This is a genomic window from Sphingopyxis sp. L1A2A, from assembly GCF_005502465.1.
Classification (GTDB): domain Bacteria; phylum Pseudomonadota; class Alphaproteobacteria; order Sphingomonadales; family Sphingomonadaceae; genus Sphingopyxis.
This window is the reverse complement of sequence record NZ_SCOT01000051.1, coordinates 1-16,743: the sequence shown is the minus strand read 5'-3', so window position 1 is coordinate 16,743 and position 16,743 is coordinate 1. Positions and strand designations below refer to the sequence as shown.

The window sequence follows — 16,743 nt, the reverse complement described above, 5'->3', positions numbered from 1 at the left end:
CCCGAAACCACCCCCGCGCTCGACGCGCACGGCCACGACCCCGCCGCTTACGACTGGGTGCCGGTGCTGAAAAAACGCCGCAAGGACGGCTGGTCGCCCGACAAACAGCGCGCCTTTATCGAGGCGCTGGCCGACAGCGGCTCGGTCGCCACCGCGGCGCAGCGCGTCGGCATGTCCGAATCCTCCGCCTATCGCCTGCGCCGCTCACCGGGCGCGGAGGCGTTCGATCGCGCCTGGTCGGCGGCGATCGATGCGGCGTCAAAGAAATTGCTCGACGCCGCGTTCGAACGCGCGCTGGTCGGCAGCGAAGAGCCGGTGTTCGACCGCGACGGCAATCGCGTCGGCCGCCGCCTGCGCCAGAGCGACCGGTTGCTGATGTTCCTGATCCGCGCCTATGGCCCCGACCGCTTCCGTCGGGGTGGCGCGGCGCACGCCCCCGCCGCGACCCCGGTCGCCGAGGCGCTGGTCCACCTCCACCCCGCGCCCCCCGCCGCGCCCGCCGCGCTGATGGCGCCGGACGATCTCGCGGTGGCGCTCGAGGTCGCCGATCTGTGCGACGGGGCGCTGCCGCGCTGGTATCGCGACGACCCCGGCGAAGCGGTTCCGGCATCCGCAGACAGACCGCCGCGCGATGATCATGAGGCTGAACTTTACTGAACTTTGGATAAAGTCAGGGCGGCGCCGCGCCGCTCAATGCACCGCGCCCATCGCCTGCACGCCCCCCGCGCGCGCCACCGCGAACATCACCGCGTCGCGCACCACCTCGGGCCGGTCGGCCAGCAGGTACAGCTTGACCAGTTCGCGCGTCACCTCGCTGTCGTCGTCGACGACCAGCCGCAGCGCCTTGACGCCCAGTTCGCCGCGCACGACCACCACGTCGCGGATCGCGATCAGCGGCCATGACGCGGCGCCGCCGCGATACAGCGTCCGCCCGTCATGGCGCACATAGGCGCGCCGCCGCCGCCACGCGCCCAGCCAATAGGCCCACACGCTGACCACCCCGGCGATCGCCAGCAACAGCAGCGGCTGGCCAAAGATCAGGTAGCGGACGGCATCGACCGGATCGCCGCTCCATGCCAGCCGCGCGAGCAGCACGCCGAGCAGCACGGCGCACCCCGCCTGCCACCCCACCAGCGGCGCGGCGCGCAGCCTGGCCACCGCCACCATATTCCGGTCCCCGTCTGTCATTGCGGCCTAGATAGGCATCGCCGCCGCGCCGCGCCACCCCGCACCCCAGGACGCGCCGCGGACCGCGCTAGTCACCCGGAAAGCCCGGCCCCGCGGTCACATCGATATCGCGCTCGGCCCCGGTCGGAATCACGGTGCGGCCGAACCAGACATAGCGCGCGGTCGGCTGGTCGAGATCGCGGTCGTAACGCGCCGTCACCGCCGCCGCGTCATAGCCCATCCAGATCAGCGTCGCGGGCAATATCTGGCTCGCCGAATGGCCCGCGCGCGGCGCCGCGGCATAGTGCGCCGCCAGGCGCTCGGGCAGGAACGCCAGCAACGGCACCCGAAACTCATCCGCCACCGCCTCGCGGCTGCAATGCGGCAGCGCCCCGGGGGTCAGGTTCTGGCCATGGTCCGACGTATAGACGATCGCCACATCGTCGCGATCGACCCCCGCCAGCAGCCGCGCGAAAAATGCCCGCTTCGACCAGCGCAGCGCGGTGGCATATTGCACCGCGACCGGTGCGTCCGCCGCCGCCGCGCCACGGGGATAATGGTCGCGATACTGGAAATGCACCCCGCGCAGCACCGCATAGGCAAAGCTCTTGCCGCCGCCTTTTAGCTGCGCGTTGAGCGCCCTGGCGATCGTCAGATCGGCGTCGATGCCGCCGACCATCGGGCGATAGTCGTCGATCAGCGCGCGTTCGGGCGGCAGCAACAGGTTCTGCGGCGCCCCCGCGGTCTGGCCATCGATCAAGATCGTCCGATACCCCGCGGCTTTCGCATAGCCCCAGATCGACGGCGTCCGCCGCAGATCGGTCGCTGTCCCGACATTCAGAACATCCACCCCCGATCGCAAAGCGACCTGCGCCGGCGCGCTGCAATGCCCAAGCGCCGCCGCCACCCCAAAATCGCTGTGCGGCACCTTCGCCAATTTCGGCCCGATCAACCGCCGAAACGGCGCCGCGGCGACGCTTTCGTCGATCAGCCAGACGATATGCCGCGGCGCCGGGGCCGCCGGATCGGGGGTCAGCCCGGGCGCGGCGCGCGGCGGCGGCGGCGGTGCGCTCGCCAGTTCCCAGCCCAGGCCATAAAGGCTGCGCTCGGCCCCCTCGGGCCACACCTCGGCGTGGCGATAGATCGGACTGGGTGCGACCAGCAGCACCACCAGCGTCGCGGCGATCCCCCTGCCCCACGGCATCAGGGTGGCGCCGCGCGCCAGCCGCCGCGCCGCGACGAACAGCGCCAGCGCCGCCGCGACCTGCCCCGCGACCAGGACAAAATCGCCGCCGAATTCGCCCGCCGCATTGCCCAGCTGGCGCACCTCGGCGATCATCCACGCCAGCGAACCGCCGTCGACCAGCTCGGGCACGATCTGGCTGTAACCGATGTTGACCAGCATCGACGCTGCGGCGAGCGCCAGCACCAGCCCCGCCCAGCGCCGCGGCAACAGCAGCAGCGCCGCCAGCAGCACCGCCGCCTGAAACGCCAGGAACAGAAAGGCGACGATCGCGCCGTGCGGATCGCCCGCAGCATAGCGATAAACCACGCCATGGATCAGCTGGAACCGGTTCGCGATGCCATAGCCGACCGCGAACAGCAGCAGCGCCGCGGCCAGTCGCCCCGCCACCGCGCGCATGCTCCGCGGCCCCTGATCCCCTCGCTCGATCGTCATCGCGCGCCAGCTTAGCCGCAACGCCTTGAAAAATCACCAAGCACCGCGCCGGTTGCGGACATGAAAATGGCCCGCGCCGAGGGGGGGGCAGACGCGGGCCAGTTTCGGTGCCGGGGCGCCCGATTGCGCCGCCAGCCCTCTGTTATGTCGTGTCGCTATTCGGCTTCCTCGAACAGATCGACCGCGGTCGCGCCGGTCGCCGACAGGCGGATCGTGTCGCCTTCGACCGTGGCGACCAGCCCGGCGGGCAGATAATGATGCTTGCCATCGCCGCTGTCGCTTTTGGTCAGCTTGATGCGCTCGCCGTCGAGATGGTCGACGGTGCCGACATGGACGCCGTCGGCGCCGATGACGTCCATATGTTCCTTGATCGCGCTATGGTCATGCTCAGCCATCGTCATTCTCCTTGCCGTGCTGCGGGAGGGGCCGCGAGAGGCACGCCGATCATACGCCCGATCGGGGCGTTCGATCCAGCACCTCCGACGAGCCGCCCCAAAGCCGCGCTGGCTTTCCCAGCGCCGCGCTGTTCGCCGCGCCGCCTCGATCGGTCAGGATGGTCAGGGCGCGCCGCGCGGCGCGTCGTCATCGACGCCGCCGGGGCCAAGCTCGCCATCTTCATCGTCGTCGCTACGTTCGCCGCGATAGGCGTCCATGTCGATTTGGCCGGATTTTTCCATCTGGCTCATATGATCGACCAAATCCTGCACATCGTCGCTGGCTTCGCCCGAGCCGACCTTGACGCTTTCTGTCAGCGGCCGTTCGCGTTGCGCCGCTTCGGCAACCGCCTGGGCCTGCGCGTCTTCGTCTTCCTGCTCGCGATTGATCGCTTCGGGGGCTTCGGTATCGGGGTTGTGCGGGCTATTGGCCATGATCAGCTCCTTTGATGCGGGACGATCAGGAACGCCCCGCCGCGCCGGCCCGTTCCGTGGCGGCCACGACCGCTAGGCCGCAGCGGCAAGCACCTTATTCTCGATAACGCGAATGAACACCTCGGGATCCTGCGCCCCGCGGATCAGCATCCGGCCGCCGAGGATGAACGCGGGCACGCCGGTGATATTCTGGTCGGCCCAATAGGCCTGCTCAGTGCGCACCATCTCGCCGAACTCCCCCGACGCGAGGACCATAGTGGCGCGCGCGCGGTCGAGGCCAACCGAAGCGGCGACATCCGCCAACACCGCCTGATCGCTGACATCGCGGTTTTCGGTGAAATGCGCCGCAAACAGCGCCAGCTTCAGCGCCGTCTGTACGCCCGTTGCGGCGGCCTGCTCGGCCTCTTCGAGCGCCCCGGCCCAGGTCAGCAGGCGGTGCGCGTCGAAACTGTTGCGCATCCGGAAATCGGGGCCGCGGTTAAACGCAAAGCCCAGTTCGGCAGCGACCCCCGCCATCTTGCCGCTGTTGGCGCGGCTCTGCTCGGCGGTGATGCCATATTTGCGCATCACATGCTCCGCCGCATCCTCGCCCTCGGGCGGCATGTCGGGATTGAGCTCGAACGGGTGCCACTGGACGCGGAAATCCAGTCGGCCTGCGAAATGCGCCATCACGCTTTGAAATTTCAGCCAACCGATGATGCACCATGGACACATCACATCGGACACGATGTCGACGCTCAGCCGCGGTACGCTTGGTTCTGCCAACGAAACTCTCCTGCCCGTCAATTTCTGTCGGGCGATCGGCGATCCTTGTCCGTCCGCCGATCGCTGGCGCGGCGATCGGGCCCCTTATATGCGGGATCATCGGCGACGCGTCTGTCAGTCGACCGTCGGTCGGCGCGCGCCCGCTTGTCATCGTCGGCTGCCATACACCCCCTCACCACCATAGGAAAAAGAAGCGACCCGGCGCGCAGTAACTCACAAAATGACTAAAAAGACAACAAGTGCGCCATTTCACTACATCGTTGGCGACCAATTACCCTGCAATATTGTCGGGGCCGCCGACAGTTGTTGCCGGGTCATGCGAAGCGACCGGCCGCGACAGCGCCCACCAGCTGGCGAGCATCAGGACAACGGTCAACGCCTCGATGATCATTGCCTGGACGATCGCACCATTGACCAAGTCGCCCATTGCCGCGCCAAGCAGACGGCCGATCAACGCCGTCCCATAAAGCGCCGCCGGCACGAGCAAGGCACGCGCCCAGCCGGGGACCAGAGCACCGACCGCAGCACCGACCGCCGCTACCAGGAAAAAGGCCGACAGATCGGCGCGCACGGTGTTCGCGGCAGCACCTTCGATGCCGATGCCGAATGTTTCGGTAAAGGTCGCAGGGTTCAAAACCCCCTGGACGCCGAGGATGGTGAAAAAGGCGGCCCACAAAAGCACCGCGCCGCGCCAAATCCAGTTGGTCATCATCGTCTCCCCATTGTTGCGCTTCAGGCTGAACCAACAGCCAGAAATGTCAATGGTTGCACCGATTTATGCGCCGTCAGCGGCAAATGTCTCTTCGATCCAGCCGCCGCCGAGCACGCGACTTTGATCGGCGGCATCGTAAAGCACCGCCGCCTGCCCCGGCGCGACGCCATATTCGGCGGCGGCAAAGATCAGCCGATCGCCGGCGATGCGGGCCGGCACCGGCCGCGCCATGCTGCGCACCTTGGCGAGCACCTCGCGGCCGTCGGCCGCGCCCAGCCAGTTCGCTTCACCCAGCCGCGCGCCCGACACCGCGAGCGCGCGGCGCGGCCCGACGATCACTTGCTTCGCGCTGGCGTCGAGGCGCACGACATAGAGGGGCTCGGCCTGCCCGCCGATCTCGATCCCGCGCCGCTGGCCGACCGTATAATGGATCAGTCCCTTATGGGCGCCCAGCACCGTGCCATCGACATGGACAATATCGCCCTGATCGTCGGCTTCGGGCCGCAGCTTGCGAACGAGGGTGGCATAATCGCCATCGGGGACGAAGCAGATGTCCTGGCTGTCGGGCTTCGCGGCAACCCCGAGCCCGAGGTCGCGCGCGATCTCACGCACAAGGCTCTTTTCCATCCCACCGAGTGGAAAACGCAGAAAATCGAGCTGGTCCTGTGTTGTTGCGAACAGAAAATAGCTCTGGTCGCGCGCCGGATCGACCGCGCGGTGCAGCTCGGCACCGTTCGGCCCCTTCACGCGCCGGACATAATGACCCGTCGCGAGGCAATCGGCGCCCAATTCCCTGGCGAGTGCAAACAGGTCGGTGAACTTCACCCCCATGTTACAGCGCACGCACGGGATCGGCGTGCGACCGTTCAGATATTCATCGGCGAACTGGTCGATTACCGTGTCGCGAAACCGGCTCTCATGATCGTAAACATGATGCGCGAAGCCGAGCCGGTCGGCGACCGCACGCGCGTCCTTGATATCCTGCCCGGCGCAGCAGGCGCCGACGCGCTTGGCCTTGGCGCCATGGTCGTAAAGTTGCAGCGTCACGCCGATCACTTCGGCGCCCGATCGTGCTGCGAGCGCGGCGACCACACTCGAATCGACTCCGCCCGACATCGCGACGACGATTCGCCGATCCTTGAGCGGCGCGGCCAGCTGAAAGTCGGCCTGGGCAAGCCCGGCGGCAGAAATCGTCGTCATCATGATGGGCGCCATCTAGGGATGCAGCGGCAAAAATACCAGCTTTTCCGCCGCAACTGTCAAGATATTGACGGGGGTTAAGGTTCGCTAACAAGGCATGAAATGAGCATTTACGCGACCTTAGGTGGTCGGCGCTAGACCAGCATCATGAATGTCGCCCCGTCCGAATTTCCGCGCCTCGCCGGCGCCGCCAGACTGTCGAAGCCCGGCTTTGACATCGTTCTGGCCGTGTCCAGCGCGCGGCAGGCCGCGCAGCCGACCGTCCGGCTGCTGCGCGCGCAAACGACTCGCCACGAGCACGCGGCAACGATTAACGGGCTGCGGCGGATGCTGGGCGGAACGCGCCGCGCGCCGGAACAAAATGGCCCGCGCATCGTTCGTTTCTTCGACCTGTCGGACGATGCGAACGCCCTGCCCGAAACTATGAACAGCCTGTTTACCAGAGGATTTCAGCCGATGTTGAATCCCTCTGATTTAGAGAAGAATGCGTCGGACAAATTCCCCCCCGACGTTGAAACCATGGAATGAATATGATCGAGAATCAGAAAATCCGGCCGGCACAGGTCATCGGCCCCTTGGGCGAACCACTGACGATCGACTCGTTGCCGCCGCCGTCGACGACCCGTTGGGTCGTTCGCCGCAAGGCCGAGGTCGTCGCAGCCGTCAACGGTGGTCTGTTGACCGTCGATGAAGTGTGCGAACGTTATGGCCTGACCCTCGAGGAATTTGCCGGTTGGCAGCGATCGATCGATCGCAGCGGCATGCCTGGGCTGCGCGTCACGCGCATCCAGCACTATCGCGATCTTTACGAGCGCCAACAGCGCTTCTGAGCCGCGGTCGGACCAGGATCATCGAAAGAGGGCGCTTCGGCGCCCTCTTTTATGCCTTACGCGCAACCGAAAACATCGAAAACGTTCGACTTTCCGCACTTTGACGCTTTTGTTGCAACCCTATCGTTCACCCCGCGTTAAGCCCCGGAGTCAACTTTGGGAGTCACTCAATATGCGCAAAATGTTCATTACCCTCGCCGCCACCTCGACCCTAGCTCTTGGCGCTTGCCAGAGCCCGGCCGCCGACAAGGTCGAAGATCAGGCCGAAGCACAGGCCGAAGTCATCGACGAACAGGCCGACGCCATGCCCGAAGGCGCGGCGAAGGAAGCCATGGAAAACAAGGCTGACGTCGTCGAGGAAATGGGTGAAGAAAAGGCCAACGCGATGGACGACAACGGCGAGATCGCGCCGTCGGAAACCGGCATTGGCGATACCCAGAAGAAATAAGCGCTGCCTTCCCTAACAGGCAGAGTGAAGGGCGCCGGAACCATGTTCCGGCGCCCTTTCTCGTGTGCGGCATATTTTTTGGCGATTCACGGCGCCATGTGACGCGCGTCACCACTTTGTCATCCGGTCTGCGCTATCGAGGCTGAGTGGAAGGATAACGCCCCGGCGCTCCGCCCACGGCCTACCTTCCCGCCGCCGGTAGCGACCCCCAGCGGCGGGAAGGACTAGGAAGAGCTTTTCCCCGCGCCTTCGAGCGCGCGCAGCACATCCTGCACCCCGGGCGCGTCGGTGTCGGCGCGCAATGCGGCAATGCCCGCCGCGACGTCGAGCCGATATTCGGCCACCCCTGCCGACTCCCCGGTCGATGCCGCATCGAGCGACTTCACCAACCGTTTCGCAGCGGCATTTTCCGACAATATATGGACATCGAGCACCGCCATCCCCTCGGCGAGGCAGTGCACCAGCAGCGCCGCGGTCATCATCCGCGCCAGCCCTTGGCCCTGAAATTCGTCGACCACGGCGACCGAAAACTCGCCAGCAGGGCCGCCGCCGCGATACCGCACCGCATGGACGGCGCCGATCGCTGGCTGCCCTTCGCATTCGGTGCAGATCGCCCCCCAGGCAATATGGTCGTGGCCGTCGACGTCGACCAGCCGCTCGATCACGGCGTCCGGCAGCACGGGCACCGGCGAGAAAAAGCGCAAATAGCGCGACTCCGCCGATAATTTGGCGATCCCGTCACGCAGCAACTGCTCGTCGTCGGGCGTGATCGTGCGCAGACACACCACGGTGCCGTCGTTCAGCGCGCTATGCACCGCGATGTCCTCGATCGCTTTCGCCAACCTTGCCGGTTCCTGCCTTGGCGCCTGCCCGTCCGTCGTGGTCATCACCGCCTCCAGCCCGGCGACGATAAGCGCCGCGGGCGCCGCTGGCAATTCAAGCCCGCGCCGCCGCATGATCGGTGAGATGTTGAAAGCGGTTGCGGTTGTAAACTTGTATAACCGGCCTGTTCAAACGACGTCCGAGGGGTAACAGGTTTCGTGATCCACACGCCGATCGACAGCATGATCGAACAGGCACCGGTGCTCGAGACGCTCGGGGCGCGGCTGGCGCGACTGCGGCGGACGCAGGGACTGAGCAAGACCGACGTCGCCGACCGGCTGGGGATCAGCGTCACCGCGATCTGCCACTGGGAGCAGGACCGGTCGCGGCCAAAATCGGCGCGGTTGCAGGCCTTGTCGCAGCTGTTGGGCCTGTCCACCGCCGACCTGTTAAGTCCCGAAGGGGCGCCGGGAAGCCAGAATCTTGCCGACCTGGTGGCGCGCACCCGCGCCGAAATCGCGCGCGCGGCCGGAACGAACCCGTCCAAAGTGCGGATCGTTATCGAGATGTAGGCATCCCCAGCGCGGCCAGGATCGCCGCGCGCTGCTTGCCCCAACTGACGCTGTCAGGCGTGATCAGTTCGACATGCCCTTCGCCCGGCGTGACCTCCATCGGCGCCGTCACCCCACGTTTCGCCATCGCGGCGCTGTAGGCGGCGCCCGTCGCAGGCGGGGTAATGCGGTCGCGGTCGTTGTTGAACTGCGTCTCGCGCGCTTGGCCCAGCGGCATTTCGGGCGGCGAAGTGCGGGCATAGTCGCCGCGCGCCATCGCCGCCGGTGCCTCGGCGCCGCAGGCATGGCCGGTGCTGGCCGCCCCGGCGCGCAGATCGGGCAGCCCGCCCTGGCTGATCGCAAGGTCGATGCGGATCGGATCGGCACCGCGCAGCGCGTCGCTCGCCGCCAACCCCGGCCGCCGCGCCAGCCACAGCGCGAGGTGCCCGCCCGCGCTATGCCCGATGGCGATCCGCACCCCATCGACCTTCAGCCCGTGCTTCGCACCCGCGGCCGTGAACAGGTCGGCGGCGCGACCCACATCCTCATAGGTTCCCGGCATCCCGCCGCCGCGATCGACGCCGCGATATTCGATATTCCACACCCCGATGCCATGCGCGCGCAGATCATCGGCGATCCAGTTCATGATATCGCGTTCGGCAATCGCGGTCTGCCAGCAGCCGCCGTGGATCATGATCACCGCCGGGTGCGGGCCAGCGCCCTTCGGTACCCACACATCGACCAGTTGCAAGGCGTCGTCGCCATAGCGCAGCGTCGCATCGGGCGCGGGCTTGGCGCGGGTCAGCAGGTCGGGCCAGGTCATGATCGGCTTGTCGGGCACCGCCGTTTCCTTGTCTATTCGGCCGACCGGCGGTGGGGCGCAGCCAGCCAGGATCAGCGCCAACCCGGCAAGCGCGCTTTTTCCATACCCGATCAGGCGTCGTCGCCCATCCGCAGCGCGGCGATGAATGCCTCCTGCGGGATGTTCACATTGCCATATTCGCGCATCCGCTTTTTGCCCTCTTTCTGCTTTTCCAGAAGCTTTTTCTTGCGGGTCGCGTCGCCGCCATAGCATTTGGCGGTCACGTCCTTGCGCAGCGCGGCGATGGTTTCGCGGGCGATGACCTTGCCGCCGATCGCCGCCTGGATCGGGATCTTGAACATGTGGCGCGGGATCAGGTCTTTGAGCCGCTCACACATGCCGCGGCCGCGGGTTTCGGCGGTGCCGCGGTGGACGATCATCGACAGCGCGTCGACCGGCTCGTTGTTGACGAGGATGCTCATCTTCACCAGGTCGCCGGGGCGGTGCCCGATCTGGTGATAGTCGAAGCTGGCGTAACCGCGGCTGATGCTTTTCAGCCGGTCATAGAAATCGAACACGACTTCGTTGAGCGGCAGTTCGTAAGTGATCTGGGCGCGGCCGCCGACGTAGGTCAGGTTCTTCTGCACCCCGCGGCGGTCCTGGCACAGTTTCAGGATCGACCCGAGATATTCGTCGGGGACGTAGATCACCGCCTCGATCCACGGCTCCTCGATCTCGTCGATGCGGTTCGGGTCGGGCATGTCGGCGGGGTTGTGGAGCTCGATCTCCTTCGCCGCCTCATTTTTGGTATGCCCCAGCTTCAGCTTGTACACCACCGACGGGGCGGTGGTGATCAGGTCGAGGTCATATTCGCGGGTCAGCCGTTCCTGGATGATCTCGAGGTGGAGGAGGCCAAGGAAACCGCAGCGGAAGCCGAAGCCGAGCGCGGCGCTGCTTTCCATCTCGAACGAAAAGCTCGCGTCGTTGAGGCGCAATTTCTGGATGCTCTCGCGCAATTTCTCGAAGTCGTTGGCGTCGGTCGGGAACATGCCGCAGAACACGACCGGCTGGACTTCCTTGAACCCAGGCAAAGCCTGTGCCGCGGGCTTTTTCGCGTCAGTCACGGTGTCGCCGACGCGCGCCTGCGCAACGTCCTTGATCTGCGCCGTGATGAAGCCGATCTCGCCGGGGCCAAGCTCGGCAAGCTGCTCGATCTTGGGGGTGAAACAGCCGACGCGGTCGATCAGGTGGGTGGTGCCCGCCTGCATGAACTTGATCTGCTGCCCTTTTTTCAGCACCCCGTCGATGACGCGGATCAGGATGACGACGCCGAGATAGGGGTCGTACCAGCTGTCGACGAGCATCGCGGTCAGCGGCGCATTGGCGTCGCCCTGCGGCGGCGGGATGCGGGTGACGATCGCCTCCAGCGCTTCCTCGATGCCGATCCCGGCCTTGGCCGACGCGAGCACGGCATTGTCGGCGGGCAGCCCGATGATATCCTCGATCTCGGCCTTCACCTTGTCGACGTCGGCGGCGGGCAGGTCGATCTTGTTGATCACCGGCACGATTTCATGGTCGTGCTCGATCGATTGATAGACGTTGGCCAGCGTCTGCGCCTCAACCCCCTGCGCCGCGTCGACCACCAGCAGCGCGCCCTCGCACGCCGCCAGCGACCGCGACACTTCATAGGCGAAGTCGACGTGGCCCGGGGTGTCCATCAGGTTGAGCTCATAGGTCTCGCCATCATGCGCTTTATATTTCAGGCGCACCGTCTGCGCCTTGATGGTGATCCCGCGCTCTTTTTCGATGTCCATATTGTCGAGCACCTGCGCCGACATTTCGCGCGCGGTCAGTCCGCCGGTGAACTGGATCAACCGGTCGGCGAGCGTCGATTTGCCATGATCGATATGCGCGATGATGGAGAAGTTACGGATGTGGGACATGGGCGTGGTCATGCGGGGCGCACTAGCAGGGGTTTGCCGCGCTGTCAGCAGGGAGTGGATGGCGCGACGCGCGGGGCGCGCTTTTCGGTCAGGGCGGAGGTAAAGCGAGGGCAAAGTTCAGGGAAGTTCAGCCCAATGGCGCCCCGTTTCAGCGCCGTCGAAGGTTGCGAACGTCGCCCACGGTGCATGCGGGCGAAAGATCGCAAAAGTCGCACGCAGACGCAATGTTCGGGCGCGCGGTGAGTAGCGGGTCCGGACGAGTCAAAGAGCCAGAGCGCGAGGCTGGCATGGCGGGATAATGTAGGAAAGAGGTTTTTGAGGCGGAGACGCGGAGGGCGCAGAGGTCAGGCCGCGAGCAGTTGTTCGATCCGCACGACTTCCCCGGCAAATTCGAAGCGGAGCTGATCGCGCTCGTCCTCGGGCAGCCAGTTCGCCATCTGCGGGAACACCGTCTTGTGATATTGAAAGGTGCGCGCATCCCATGGGCAGCGGTCGGTCGCGGCCTTCGCCACGGCGAGGACGTCGTGCAGTTCGCGCCGTACTTCGTCGCGGTCGGGTTCATAGGATTTCGGCTTGGCCGAATCGCCGAGGTCAAAGCCCAGCTGGCGCGCGGCGCCGGGAAACAGATCGACGATTTCTTCAGCCATATTCGAACCTTTGGCGGTTGCCCGCATGCCAGCGCCTGTGCCAATAGCTTTTTACCGAGGGGGATGGATGACGCAAGCCGATCGCATCAAAAAAGCTGTGGGCGATTTCGGCGCATCAGCGAAAGCGAAGCTGAATGAGGGCGGCCAGCCCGAGGATCAGCTGCGCAATCCGATCGAAGAGTTGTTCAAAGCGCTATCGAGCGAAATCGGCTTGCCCAGCGGCAGTCTTGTGCTGGTCGGCGAAAAGTCGCTTTCGGAATTGCGGACGCGCCCCGACTTCGCCGTCAATGTGCATAAGGCGCTGATCGGATTTATCGAGGTCAAGGCGCCCGGCAAGGGCGCCGATCCGCGCAAATGGAAAACGGGGCATGACAAGGAGCAGTGGGACAAGCTGAAGGCGTTGCCCAATCTGCTTTATACCGACGGCAATGCGTTTTCGCTGTGGCGCGACGGGGCGCTGATCGGATCGATCATCCACCTCGACGGCGATATTGAGCAATCCGGTGCCAAGCTGAGCGCACCCGACGGTTTTCTGCCGCTGATCAACGATTTCCTGACGTGGCAGCCGATCGCGCCACGGAACGTCCCCGAACTCGCGCGCATATCGGCGCGTCTGTGCCGCTTTCTGCGCGACGAGGTTATCGAACAGCTAGGGGTGAAGAACGCCAAATTGTCCGAGCTGAAGGACGATTGGAAGGCGTTGCTGTTTCCCGACGCCGACGATGCAAAATTCGCCGACGGCTATGCACAGGCGGTGACGTTCGGGTTGTTGATGGCCAAGTCGAAGGAACTGGTGCTTGCCGACGGGCTGGACGATATTGCCAAGGAACTGGGCAAGACCAACACGCTGATCGGGGCGGCGCTGCGGCTGTTGACCGAACAGGATCTGAAGCTTGGTCCCGCGCTCGACACGATGATGCGGGTGCTGGATGTCGTCGATTGGGGCGTCATCGCCAAAGGCGATCCCGAGGCATGGCTCTATTTCTATGAAAATTTCCTCGAGGTTTACGACAACAAGCTGCGCAAGCTGACCGGCAGCTATTACACCCCGCCCGAAGTGGTGCAGGCGATGGTGCGATTGTGCGACGAAGCGCTGAAATCGTCGGATCGCTTTGCCGTGGCGCAGGGGCTGGCCAGCCCACAGGTCCATATTGCCGATCCGGCAACGGGTTCAGGCACCTTCCTGCTCGCAACGCTGCGCGCGATTGCCGCGAGCGTCACCGCGGATGAAGGTGAAGGCGCGGTGGCAGGCGCGATCACCGAAGCAGCAAAGCGGCTTTATGGGTTCGAGCTGCAATTCGGCGCCTTTGCCGTGGCGCAGTTGCGGTTGCTGGCGGAAATGATCGATCTGGGCGCCGACGGCTCGCCGGGGCTGTTCGTCACCGACACGCTGAGCGATCCGCATGCGGATTTCGAGAGCGGCCAAGGCATTTACCGCGAAATATCGAAATCGCAGCGACTGGCGGGCGAGGTCAAACGCGCGCAGCCGATCACGGTGGTGATCGGCAATCCGCCGTATAAGGAAAAGGCCAAGGGCAAAGGCAGCTGGATCGAAAGCGGCAGCGGCAATATGGCGGCGCCGCTCAACGACTGGCAGCCGCCCAAGGCGTGGGGCGTCGGCACCCACAGCAAACATCTGCGCAACCTGTATGTCTATTTCTGGCGCTGGGCGGCGTGGAAGGTGTTCGAACAAGGTGCGGGCGGCCGCGACAAGACGCCGCCGGTCGATGAAGAGCTGTCGGGCATGGTGTGCTACATCACCGTGTCGGGGTTTCTGAACGGTCCCGGGTTCCAGAAGATGCGCGACGACCTGCGCCGCAGCTGTGACGACATCTGGATCATCGACTGTTCGCCCGAAGGCCATCAACCCGAAGTCGCAACGCGCATCTTTCAGGGGGTGCAGCATCCGGTGTGCATCGTGCTGGCGTCGCGATCTCCGGCGAATGATCCCGCGAAGCCCGCGCGAGCGAGGTTTCGCGCGCTGGCCAAGGGTCGGCGGGGCGATAAGTTTGCGGAACTGACCGGCGTGTCACTCGACAGTGAGGGCTGGAGCGACTGCCCTAGTGGCTGGCGTGCGCCGTTTCTGCCGGAGTTTGCCGGTTCTTGGAGCGACTTTACCTCACTGGATGAGATAGTCGGTTATGGTGGGCCGGGCGTTACTGCGGGACGGACTTGGGTGATAGCTCCCGACGCGGAAACCTTAGCGCGTCGCTGGGAAAAGCTATTGTCAGAATCCGATCCGACCAGAAAGGAACTTTTGTTCCACCCTACTCAGCGGAAAAACAAAAAAACCGGCGAGTATGAGGTTTCTGGTCGACATATTCGAAAGATCGTCAACGAATATCTCGGAAGCCAATCGACCCGAGCCGTCCAAATTATAAATGAGTCCGAGCCGCAGAAGGATTTCACCCTGTACGGCTTCCGGTCGTTTGACCGCCAATTTTTGATCGCCGACGCTCGGGTCATCAGCGATCCGCGACCAAAAATCTGGAATGCCCATAGTAAATCCCAAGTCTATCTTACAGGATTGATGGCACACAGCCCGACCGCTGGTCCTGCAGTGACAATCACGGCGCTTGTCCCAGACAAGCATCACTACAAGGGTTCGTTTAGTGGCAGCGTCTTCGCCCTCTGGAAAGACGCCGCCGCGACCGAGGCCAATATCGCCCCCGCCGTGCTGGTCGAACTGGCGAAGGCGTTTGGCGCGCCGGTCGATCCGGTCGATGTCTTTGCCTATGTCGCAGCCTTGCTGGCCAGTCCGGCCTATACCGCCAAATTCAAGGCCGACCTGATCCGCCCCGGTTTGCGCGTGCCACTGACCGCCGACGCCGGATTGTTCGCCGAAGCGGCGACGCTGGGGCGCGAGGTGATCTGGTTGCACAGCTTTGGCGAGCGCTTTGCCGAGGGGAAGCCCGCCGGATCGCCGCGCCTGCCCGACGACCGCAAGCCCGATTATCCCAAGGCGGGCGCGATTTCGGCGAAGCCCGAGGATTTCCCCGATACGATCGATTATGACGCTGCGTTGCGGCGACTGAAGATCGGCACCGGCTATATCGACCGCGTCCCGCCCGCAGTCTGGGCATATGAAGTATCGGGCAAGCAGGTGCTGCGCCAATGGTTCAGTTACCGCAAAAAGAACCGCGAGCGGCCGCAGATCGGTGACAAGCGCAAGCCTTCGCCGCTGGGCGACATTCAGCCCGACCATTGGTTGCCCGAATATAGCAGCGAGCTGATCAACGTCCTGAACATATTGGGGATGCTGGTCGAACTGGAGCCGAAGCAGGCCGATTTGCTGCAGCGGATTTGTGATGGGCCGTTGATCCCGGCGGGGAAGGTTGTGGATTAGGGTTTCGACATTCCCTCCCCTAACCCCTCCCGCAAGCGGGAGGGGAACTAGAGCGCCAACCACCGCCTGCAATCATCCCTCACCCGCGCGTCCTTATCCGCCATCCCCCGCTCCAGCACTGCCGCCCTGCCCTCGCCCTCTGCCACCGCCGCCAGCGCGGCGATGGCGTTGGCGCGGACTCTCGGGACGGGGTGGGTTTGGGCGATATGGTCGGCGAGGTCTTTCGCCTCGGCGCTCAGGTGGACGGCGCAGCGGAGGAACAGTTCGCCGCTGGTCAGGGTCGGGCGGCGGGCGATGGTGGGGAGCTGGCCCGCGCGCTCGCCCGCTTCGCGGCCCATGTCGACGATATATTGGTCGCGCCAGGGGACATGCTCGCCCTCGTCCATGATGTTCAGGCTGACCGAAAGGGTGGCGGGGGGCAGCTGGCAGTGGAAGTCGCGGTGGGCGCGGTAGAGCAACATCTTGCCTTCGCTCAAGGCGCTGCGTTCGATGAATTTGAGCGTCAGGGCTTCGCCGTGGCGGCCGTCGACGGCTTCGGGATCGACCTCATAATAGTCGCTGACATAGCCGGGGCCGAAATAGCCCGTCGTCAGGAAGCTGAAATTATGGTCGTGCGCGACGCCGTAGGAGAAGGCGGCGGCGCCGCTGGCGGCATAGACGGCGTCGGTCGCGGCGGGCCAGATGTTGGCGCGCAGGTACCAGCCGCGCGGGCTGCGGTGGAGGAGGATGACCTGCGCCGAATAGCGGTTCGCGGGCTGTGGGTCGTTCGTGCCGGATCGGAGCGCGGCGATGAGGTGGTCGGCGAGGAAGTCGCGGTTGCGGGCGAGGCCAGCGAGCAGGTCGGCGCAGCGGGCGATGCCGGCCTCGTCGGTGAGGTCGACGCCGTGCTGGTCGAGGCGCGCGGTGACTTCGGCGAGGTCGAGCGATGGCTCTTATACACATCTCCGAGCCCACGAGACAGGG

General features: G+C 65.0%; 18 protein-coding genes and 1 pseudogene. 7 read left to right on the top strand and 12 right to left on the bottom strand.

Annotated elements, in window-relative coordinates; all coding sequences use genetic code 11:
* Positions 1 to 657, top strand: a pseudogene (locus FFS68_RS18000) (hypothetical protein); the annotation flags it as partial.
* A gap of 33 nt (positions 658 to 690) precedes the next feature.
* Here the strand turns inward: FFS68_RS18000 and FFS68_RS16960 are convergent.
* The 7 genes from FFS68_RS16960 to mnmA form a co-directional block, all read right to left on the bottom strand.
* Entirely contained in the window at positions 691 to 1,167 is a 477-nt protein-coding gene (locus FFS68_RS16960; RefSeq protein ID WP_171003935.1) for a hypothetical protein, read from the bottom strand.
* Between the two features lie 88 nt (positions 1,168 to 1,255).
* A complete protein-coding gene (locus FFS68_RS16955) occupies positions 1,256 to 2,845 on the bottom strand; it encodes a sulfatase-like hydrolase/transferase (protein WP_137754375.1) in 1,590 nt (529 codons plus the stop codon).
* Positions 2,846 to 3,000: 155 nt separating this feature from the next.
* Positions 3,001 to 3,240: a DUF2171 domain-containing protein gene (locus FFS68_RS16950; protein WP_137754374.1), complete on the bottom strand. Its 240-nt coding sequence runs from the start codon at positions 3,238 to 3,240 to the stop codon at positions 3,001 to 3,003.
* Positions 3,241 to 3,402: 162 nt separating this feature from the next.
* A complete protein-coding gene (locus FFS68_RS16945; protein ID WP_137754373.1) occupies positions 3,403 to 3,714 on the bottom strand; it encodes a hypothetical protein in 312 nt (103 codons plus the stop codon).
* 72 nt (positions 3,715 to 3,786) lie between these two features.
* Complete coding sequence (locus FFS68_RS16940) at positions 3,787 to 4,479, bottom strand: DsbA family oxidoreductase (RefSeq protein ID WP_137754372.1); 693 nt, start codon at positions 4,477 to 4,479, stop codon at positions 3,787 to 3,789.
* Between the two features lie 271 nt (positions 4,480 to 4,750).
* Positions 4,751 to 5,188 (bottom strand): hypothetical protein, encoded by a 438-nt coding sequence (locus FFS68_RS16935; protein ID WP_137754371.1) that lies wholly within the window; start codon positions 5,186 to 5,188, stop codon positions 4,751 to 4,753.
* A gap of 66 nt (positions 5,189 to 5,254) precedes the next feature.
* Positions 5,255 to 6,391, bottom strand: coding sequence for a tRNA 2-thiouridine(34) synthase MnmA (gene mnmA / locus FFS68_RS16930; protein ID WP_249340216.1), 1,137 nt, complete (start codon positions 6,389 to 6,391; stop codon positions 5,255 to 5,257).
* Between the two features lie 147 nt (positions 6,392 to 6,538).
* Here mnmA and FFS68_RS16925 point away from each other — a divergent pair, with 147 nt between their 5' ends.
* From FFS68_RS16925 to FFS68_RS16915, 3 genes are all read left to right on the top strand, one after another.
* Positions 6,539 to 6,919: a hypothetical protein gene (locus tag FFS68_RS16925; RefSeq protein ID WP_137754369.1), complete on the top strand. Its 381-nt coding sequence runs from the start codon at positions 6,539 to 6,541 to the stop codon at positions 6,917 to 6,919.
* 2 nt (positions 6,920 to 6,921) lie between these two features.
* Complete coding sequence (locus tag FFS68_RS16920; protein WP_137754368.1) at positions 6,922 to 7,221, top strand: DUF1153 domain-containing protein; 300 nt, start codon at positions 6,922 to 6,924, stop codon at positions 7,219 to 7,221.
* Between the two features lie 172 nt (positions 7,222 to 7,393).
* Positions 7,394 to 7,669, top strand: a complete 276-nt coding sequence (locus FFS68_RS16915; RefSeq protein ID WP_137754367.1) for a hypothetical protein — start codon at positions 7,394 to 7,396, stop codon at positions 7,667 to 7,669.
* 224 nt (positions 7,670 to 7,893) lie between these two features.
* Here the strand turns inward: FFS68_RS16915 and FFS68_RS16910 are convergent, their stop codons facing one another.
* Complete coding sequence (locus FFS68_RS16910; RefSeq protein ID WP_137754366.1) at positions 7,894 to 8,556, bottom strand: GNAT family N-acetyltransferase; 663 nt, start codon at positions 8,554 to 8,556, stop codon at positions 7,894 to 7,896.
* Positions 8,557 to 8,709: 153 nt separating this feature from the next.
* Between FFS68_RS16910 and FFS68_RS16905 the strand changes: the two genes are divergently transcribed.
* A complete protein-coding gene (locus tag FFS68_RS16905) occupies positions 8,710 to 9,063 on the top strand; it encodes a helix-turn-helix transcriptional regulator (protein WP_137754365.1) in 354 nt (117 codons plus the stop codon).
* Here the strand turns inward: FFS68_RS16905 and FFS68_RS16900 are convergent.
* From FFS68_RS16900 to FFS68_RS16890, 3 genes are all read right to left on the bottom strand, one after another.
* Entirely contained in the window at positions 9,050 to 9,883 is an 834-nt protein-coding gene (locus tag FFS68_RS16900; protein ID WP_249340215.1) for an alpha/beta hydrolase, read from the bottom strand. The two genes, FFS68_RS16905 and FFS68_RS16900, sit on opposite strands and share 14 nt — an antisense overlap.
* A 92-nt stretch (positions 9,884 to 9,975) precedes the next feature.
* Positions 9,976 to 11,799 (bottom strand): translation elongation factor 4, encoded by a 1,824-nt coding sequence (gene lepA, locus FFS68_RS16895; RefSeq protein WP_137754364.1) that lies wholly within the window; start codon positions 11,797 to 11,799, stop codon positions 9,976 to 9,978.
* A gap of 332 nt (positions 11,800 to 12,131) precedes the next feature.
* Positions 12,132 to 12,434, bottom strand: coding sequence for a hypothetical protein (locus tag FFS68_RS16890; RefSeq protein WP_137754363.1), 303 nt, complete (start codon positions 12,432 to 12,434; stop codon positions 12,132 to 12,134).
* Positions 12,435 to 12,501: 67 nt separating this feature from the next.
* Between FFS68_RS16890 and FFS68_RS16885 the strand changes: the two genes are divergently transcribed.
* Positions 12,502 to 15,780, top strand: a complete 3,279-nt coding sequence (locus tag FFS68_RS16885; protein WP_212742366.1) for a type ISP restriction/modification enzyme — start codon at positions 12,502 to 12,504, stop codon at positions 15,778 to 15,780.
* 47 nt (positions 15,781 to 15,827) lie between these two features.
* On the opposite strand, the gene FFS68_RS16880 is transcribed toward FFS68_RS16885, so the two are convergent.
* A complete protein-coding gene (locus FFS68_RS16880) occupies positions 15,828 to 16,256 on the bottom strand; it encodes a hypothetical protein (RefSeq protein WP_137754362.1) in 429 nt (142 codons plus the stop codon).
* Positions 16,257 to 16,295: 39 nt separating this feature from the next.
* Between FFS68_RS16880 and FFS68_RS16875 the strand changes: the two genes are divergently transcribed.
* A partial coding sequence (locus FFS68_RS16875) for a hypothetical protein (RefSeq protein WP_137754361.1) occupies positions 16,296 to 16,743 on the top strand: 448 nt, incomplete at its 3' end.